We start from the raw sequence: 6,466 nt of genomic DNA on the forward strand, positions 1-6,466 counted from the left end.
CTCTAAACTGCAATACGGAGGCACGACCACATTTCGATATAAAATAAATAAAATTTGATTTTTTTTTCTTAAGCTTATATTTTATTGATAAGTTTATAATATGGATAGTTTATGTCAAATACAGATAAAGAAAGAGCTATTGCCGCAGCACTTGCACAAATCGAAAAAAGCTACGGTAAAGGTTCGGTCATGAAACTTGGGCAGCGTCCGAATATTGATATAGAAGCTGTATCAACCGGTTCACTTGGGCTTGATATAGCTCTTGGAATCGGCGGTGTTCCTAAAGGTAGAATCATTGAGATTTTCGGTCCTGAAAGTTCAGGTAAGACCACTTTAACATTACATCTAATTGCTGAAGCACAGAAAAAGGGCGGTACATGCGCCTTTATCGATGCCGAGCATGCCCTTGACCCTGCTTATGCTAAAAAATTAGGCGTAAATATTGATGAGCTTATTATTTCACAACCAGATACAGGTGAACAAGCTCTAGAAATTGCCGATACGTTAATTCGTTCCGGCGGTATTGATATGATAATAATAGATAGTGTTGCGGCTTTAGTACCAAAATCAGAGATTGAAGGCGAGATGGGCGACGCTCAAATGGCTTCTCAAGCAAGATTAATGAGCCAGGCACTCCGTAAACTTACCGCATCAATTAATCGTACCAATTGTATTACTGTTTTCATCAACCAAATCAGAATGAAAATAGGCGTGATGTTCGGCAATCCTGAAACTACGACAGGCGGTAATGCTTTAAAATTCTATGCTTCTGTTAGGATCGATATAAGAAGAACAGGCTCTATTAAAGATAAAGAAGAAGTAATAGGCAGCCAAACTAAAGTAAAAGTAGTCAAGAACAAAGTATCTCCTCCGTTTAAAACTGCAGATTTTGATATAATGTACGGTTCAGGTATTTCAAAAGAAGGTGAAATAATCGATCTTGGAGTTAAGCTTGATATTGTTGAGAAGTCAGGTTCATGGTTTTCCTATAATAACGTACGAATCGGTCAAGGGCGTGAAAACGTTAAACAATATTTAAAAGAACATCCACAAATTTCCAATGAAATTGAGAAAATCATACGTGAAAAATCGTCAAAAATTACTAATATAAATCTTGATCAAACGGAGGAAGAAAATGATTGATTTAACAGGTAAAACTTCCTTAATTACGGGAGCTTCAGGAGGCATAGGTGGAGCTATAGCGAGATTACTGCACAAACTAGGAAGCCATGTAATTATTAGCGGTAGTAATGAGGAAAAATTAAAATCCTTTGGAAATGTTTTAAAAGATAATTATACGATAGAAATATGCAACCTTGCAAATAAGGGAGCATGTAGCAATTTAATATCTAAAGCACCAAAGCTAGATATTTTAGTATGTAATGCCGGTATTACTAGCGATACGCTAGCAATTAGAATGAAAGATGAAGATTTTGACAAAGTTATTGATATTAATTTGAAAGCAAATTTTGTTTTAAATCGTGAAGCAATAAAAAAAATGATGCCAAATAGATATGGACGGATTATTAACATATCTTCAATTGTCGGAGTTTCAGGTAATCCTGGGCAGGCTAATTATTGCGCTTCTAAAGCAGGATTAATAGGCATGACCAAATCACTCTCTTATGAAGTCGCAACTAGAGGCATCACAATTAATGCGGTAGCACCTGGTTTTATTAAATCAGATATGACCGATAAATTAAACGAAAAGCAAAGAGAAACTATAGTACAAAAAATTCCGTTAGGCACTTACGGTATGCCGGAAGACGTGGCAAACGCAGTTGCATTTTTAGCAAGTGATCAAGCATCATATATTACCGGTCAAACTATCCATGTAAACGGCGGTATGTTAATGGTATAAAATTTTATGCTGGCATAAAATAATTTTTTGTGCTAGAAGTTCTTTTAAAGATAAAATGCTATGAATATTTTAAATAAATATTCATGCAGCTAAATAATCGCTATTTACATGGGGCTGTTAACAAAATAATTTAAAAAATTTATTTTATTAACAGTCCCATAGCGTATAAACTTAAATGATTTATGGAGTTCAAAATTATGAGTACAACGGATAAGATCGAAGAGAAGGTTATTGAAATTATTTCCGCTAATCAAGGAAAGAAAATTGAAGCAATAAGTATGGAGTCAAGATTCGCAGAGGATTTAGGAGTAGATAGCTTGTCTACCGTAGAAATAATGATGGAAATAGAAAAGGAATTCGGTATTGATGTTCCTGATGATGAAGCAACAAAAATAAAAAAAGTATCCGATGTTGTTAACTATATAAAAGAACATAAATCTTAATCTGTTCATCGCCGATAGCAAATTATTTACTATTGATTCAAAAGTTATAAAAATCTTAGTTTGATGTTGGGCTTTATGTAAAGATAGTTAATCTATATAATAAGGTGAAAGTCATATTTCGCCTTTCATATTCAATATCTTAATAACAAATAGTGAATTATGTAATAATTTGCTTAAACAAAAAATAAAAAAATGTCGAATAAAAGAGTAGTTATTACCGGTCTTGGACTTGTTACTCCTGTTGGGCTTAATGTTAGTTCATCATGGAAAAATATTATAAGTGGAGTAAGCGGTATAAAAACTATTACGGAATTTGATACTTCTAAACTTGCATGTAAAATTGCTGGACTTATAGAGAAATCTGAGAAAGATGGATTTAAACTTGAGAATTTTACAGAGGCAGATGACGTTAATAGATTAAGTAAAATGGATAAATTTATCCATTACGGAGTAGCAGCTGCAACCGAAGCTGTTGAAGATAGCGGTTGGTTACCCGAAGATGAAAAATTTCGTGATAGAACCGGTTTGATATTAGGTTCAGGAATCGGCGGTCTTAAAATGATCGAAGATACTTCTATCAAACTTTATCAAGAAAATAACGGCAAAGTTAGCCCTTTCTTTATACCCGCCTCATTAATTAATCTTTTATCCGGTCTTGTATCTATAAAATACGGCTTTAGTGGTCCGAATCAAGCGGCAGTAACGGCTTGTTCTACAGGGGCTCACGCTATAGGCGATGCTATGCGTATGATAAAGCACGGCTATGCCGACGTTATGGTTGCAGGAGGAGCAGAAGCCCCTGTTACCCCTGTTGGAGTAGCGGGTTTCGTTGCTGCTAGAGCATTATGCACTAAATATAACGATAATCCTGAAAAAGCATCAAGACCGTGGGATAAAGACCGTAACGGCTTTGTTATGGGTGAAGGAGCAGGCGTTGTAGTTTTAGAAGAATATGAGCATGCTGTAAATCGTAGTGCTAAAATTTACGGCGAAGTTATAGGATACGGCTCTACAGGTGATGCATATCATATGACAGCCCCGCATCCTGAAGGCAGGGGAGCTTATAGAGCGATGAGCGAAGCTCTGCAAGATGCCGGTATTACCCCTAGTATGATTGATTATATTAATGCTCACGGCACTTCTACACCTCTTGGTGACGAGATTGAACTCTCAGCAGCACAAAAATTATTTCTAGAAGCGAATCCCAAAGTTCTAATGTCTTCCACTAAATCATCAATAGGACATTTACTCGGTGCGGCAGGTAGTGTTGAGTTTATTTTTGGGGTTCTTGCAATGAGAGATCAGATTGCGCCGCCGACCTTAAACTTAGAAAACCCTATGGATGAGGTTAAGATAGATTTAGTTGCACTTAAAGCTAAAAAAGCTAAGATAGATTACGTGCTTTCCAACTCGTTCGGATTCGGCGGTACTAATGCTAGCTTAGTCATTAGGAAGTTTTGAGCTTACTCTTATTACCCCCGCAACAACTTCTCTTGAACACAAAAATAACATATACCTCAAGTAAATGAAAGTAGGTAGACGAAGTTTAATTTGGAAAAGAGCAAGGAGTTTATAAGGCGAGGAGTGGAGCGTACATTTAGTACGTGAGCACCGCAGAACTTATAAAACGACGTAGCCAATTTTGCAAATTAAACGAGTATACCATTATGACCCCAATTTATTACATAAAATATGGTAATCTAAGCTTTGCAGAGAAAGTAATTTTATCTGATTTAGAACTTTATTTATACAAAGGTGATAAGATTTGTCTTATAGGACGTAACGGCTGCGGGAAATCAAGCCTAATGAAAATAATCTCAGGGGATTACGAACTAGATAACGGCGAACTATTTCAAGATCCTGCAATTACAACCGGCTATTTACGACAAGATATTTCTATAAAAACTAATCTAACTGTTTACGATTTTATCTCACAACAAACAGATAGTACAAAAAAAATAGATAAATACCAAATCGATATAATTCTAGAAAAATTACAAATCAACGGAATAGATAACTTATCAATCTATTCAGGCGGTCAGCTTAGAAGAGCAAGCCTTGCTAAAGCTTTAATATTAGAGCCGGAAATATTACTGCTTGATGAACCAACCAATCATCTAGATATTGAAACGATTGAGTGGCTAGAAGAATTTGTTAAATCTTATAACGGTGCTATTATTTGCGTTAGTCATGATAGAACATTTCTCTCAAATGTTACTAATAAAATTTGGTGGCTTGATAGAGGGATTTTACATAAATCCGATAAAGGATTTAAATTTTTTGATGAATGGCAAAATGTTATAATAGAGCAAGAAGAAGCAGCTCTTCGGAAATTAAATAAAAAACTATCTCAAGAGAATGAATGGTTAAATGCCGGTGTTACGGCTAGACGTAAGCGGAATCAAAAGAAACTTGCGGAGTTGAAAGCTTTAAGAGTAATAACAAGAGAACAGACTGAAAAACTAGCTAATTCAAAACAAAGAGTTAGGGCAGAGCTTGCCGAAAATATAGCTAAAAGCAAATTCATTATTGAAGCGGATAATATTAGTTTCAGCTATAAAAATACTAAAATCATTGATAATTTCAGTTTTCGTGTAAAAAAAGGCGAAAAAATCGGCATAATTGGTGCAAATGGCTCAGGCAAATCTACTTTTATCAAATTACTGACACAACAACTTACACCTGACTTAGGTAAAATTATATATGGCGGTAATTTAGATATTTCATATTTTGATCAACATAGAGAAAAACTAGAGCCTAATCATACATTGCAACAAACTTTATGTCCTACGGGCGGTGATCAAGTATTTTTGCCAAACGGTAAAACCATGCACGTTGCCGGTTATTTAAAACAATTCATGTTTAATCCTAAACTACTTAATGCAAAAACCTCTATTCTATCAGGCGGCGAAGCTAATAGATTATTACTTGCAAAAATCCTAATTAACCCTGGAAATCTGTTAATTTTAGATGAACCAACCAATGACCTAGATATGGATAGTCTAGAAATTTTACTAGGTATACTTGCAGATTATTCAGGCACTTTAATCGTAGTTAGCCATGATCGTGACTTCTTAGATAAGTTAGTTACTAGAACTTTAGTTTTCGCTCAAGGTAAAATTCATGATTTAACAGGAGGTTATGAAGATTATAAACAGTATTTTACCACGACTCCTATAGAGAAAAAACCTTCAAAACCCCTCCCCTTAATTCCTCAAAAAGCACCTATAAATAAAAAGCCATCTTATAAATATCAGCGTTTACTTGAAACATTGCCCAATGATATTGAAAAGCTAGAAATATCCATCAAACACTTAGAAAAAGAACTTGAAGATGTTAATCTGTATTTAGATAATCCTACAAAATATAATCATATTACTAATCAATTAATTAATGATAAAAAGAAACTAGACGAGTTATTAAATCAATGGTTAGAAATACAAAATTAATTTTTGTTAAAATTTTCTTGACTGAATTATTAATTTTTGCTGACGTTTCGTGGATGATGGAACACACATAAAAGGTTATTGTGAGTAAAATTACGAATAAAGAATATCCACAAAAAGAAAAAACAGCTGATCCTCAAGCGCTTAATGATATCAAAGCTATTCTTGCTCAAATTACCGCTACTAATAATCCTCAGAGTTAAGTAGATTAGTAAGTGCAGCTCGAAATATTAAATCTGATAGTTCTTTTATTAATGATATAGCAGAAAAAGTAGAGGCTATAGCATTAAAAAAGCAAGAACTAGCAGAAAGCCAACTTAATTCTGACATTGCTCAAAAAGAGCTAGAACAGTTAGAAAAACAAAGAGAACGGGAAGAAGCAATAATACAATAAAATATTTTAACTAAAGAAGAAATAGAAGAGCGTAGACAAAAACTTGCAGAACTTAAAGAGGAGCAAGAAGAAGTAAATATAATAGTTAAAAAAGCTAATGAAGAAAAAGAGATTATAGAAAAAGAGATTAATGATTTAACTGAGAAACTAAAAGATAAAAATTTATTACCTGAACAAATTAAAGCATTAGAAGAGAATTTAAAAGTAAAGAAAGAAAATCTAGCAGTTAAAAACACTGTAGTAAAAGAAGCTTGAAAAGTTCAAAAACACGTTCAAAAAGAAATAGAAAGCGTTAAGTGTAATAGTTGAGATTTAATCTTAC

6 protein-coding genes are annotated in these 6,466 nt (G+C 34.0%); 5 read left to right on the forward strand and 1 reads right to left on the reverse strand.

Annotated elements, in window-relative coordinates; translation table 11 throughout:
- Window positions 1-111 precede the first annotated feature (111 nt).
- The 5 genes from recA to KYQ89_RS04645 all read left to right on the forward strand — a co-directional run bounded on the left by recA (window position 112) and on the right by KYQ89_RS04645 (window position 5,753).
- Window positions 112-1,143 carry a recombinase RecA gene (recA, locus tag KYQ89_RS04625; RefSeq protein WP_218460615.1) on the forward strand — a complete coding sequence of 344 codons (1,032 nt, stop codon included), beginning with the start codon at window positions 112-114 and terminating at the stop codon, window positions 1,141-1,143.
- Window positions 1,136-1,861, forward strand: a complete 726-nt coding sequence (fabG, locus tag KYQ89_RS04630) for a 3-oxoacyl-ACP reductase FabG (RefSeq protein WP_218460616.1) — start codon at window positions 1,136-1,138, stop codon at window positions 1,859-1,861. Before recA ends, fabG begins: the two co-directional genes overlap by 8 nt.
- 182 nt (window positions 1,862-2,043) lie before the next feature.
- Window positions 2,044-2,304 carry an acyl carrier protein gene (acpP, locus tag KYQ89_RS04635; protein WP_218460617.1) on the forward strand — a complete coding sequence of 87 codons (261 nt, stop codon included), beginning with the start codon at window positions 2,044-2,046 and terminating at the stop codon, window positions 2,302-2,304.
- Between the two features lie 192 nt (window positions 2,305-2,496).
- The gene (gene fabF / locus KYQ89_RS04640; protein WP_218460618.1) at window positions 2,497-3,765 is read left to right on the forward strand and encodes a beta-ketoacyl-ACP synthase II; all 1,269 of its coding nucleotides are present in this window, start codon (window positions 2,497-2,499) and stop codon (window positions 3,763-3,765) included.
- Window positions 3,766-3,971: 206 nt separating this feature from the next.
- Window positions 3,972-5,753: an ABC-F family ATP-binding cassette domain-containing protein gene (locus tag KYQ89_RS04645; protein WP_218460619.1), complete on the forward strand. Its 1,782-nt coding sequence runs from the start codon at window positions 3,972-3,974 to the stop codon at window positions 5,751-5,753.
- A gap of 180 nt (window positions 5,754-5,933) precedes the next feature.
- On the opposite strand, the gene KYQ89_RS07870 is transcribed toward KYQ89_RS04645, so the two are convergent.
- On the reverse strand, window positions 5,934-6,080 hold the full coding sequence (locus KYQ89_RS07870) for a hypothetical protein (RefSeq protein ID WP_256621350.1): 147 nt from the start codon (window positions 6,078-6,080) through the stop codon (window positions 5,934-5,936).
- Between the last annotated feature and the right edge of the window lie 386 nt (window positions 6,081-6,466).

It is taken from the genome of Rickettsia sp. TH2014 (assembly GCF_019249195.1).
GTDB lineage: Bacteria > Pseudomonadota > Alphaproteobacteria > Rickettsiales > Rickettsiaceae > Rickettsia > Rickettsia felis.

Coding starts and splice junctions, on each gene's coding strand:
- recA (WP_218460615.1), top strand. CDS start 112: ATGTCAAATACAGATAAAGAAAGAGCTATTGCCGCAGCACTTGCACAA.
- fabG (WP_218460616.1), top strand. CDS start 1,136: ATGATTGATTTAACAGGTAAAACTTCCTTAATTACGGGAGCTTCAGGA.
- acpP (WP_218460617.1), top strand. CDS start 2,044: ATGGAGTTCAAAATTATGAGTACAACGGATAAGATCGAAGAGAAGGTT.
- fabF (WP_218460618.1), top strand. CDS start 2,497: ATGTCGAATAAAAGAGTAGTTATTACCGGTCTTGGACTTGTTACTCCT.
- KYQ89_RS04645 (WP_218460619.1), top strand. CDS start 3,972: ATGACCCCAATTTATTACATAAAATATGGTAATCTAAGCTTTGCAGAG.
- KYQ89_RS07870 (WP_256621350.1), bottom strand. CDS start 6,080: ATGTCAGAATTAAGTTGGCTTTCTGCTAGTTCTTGCTTTTTTAATGCT.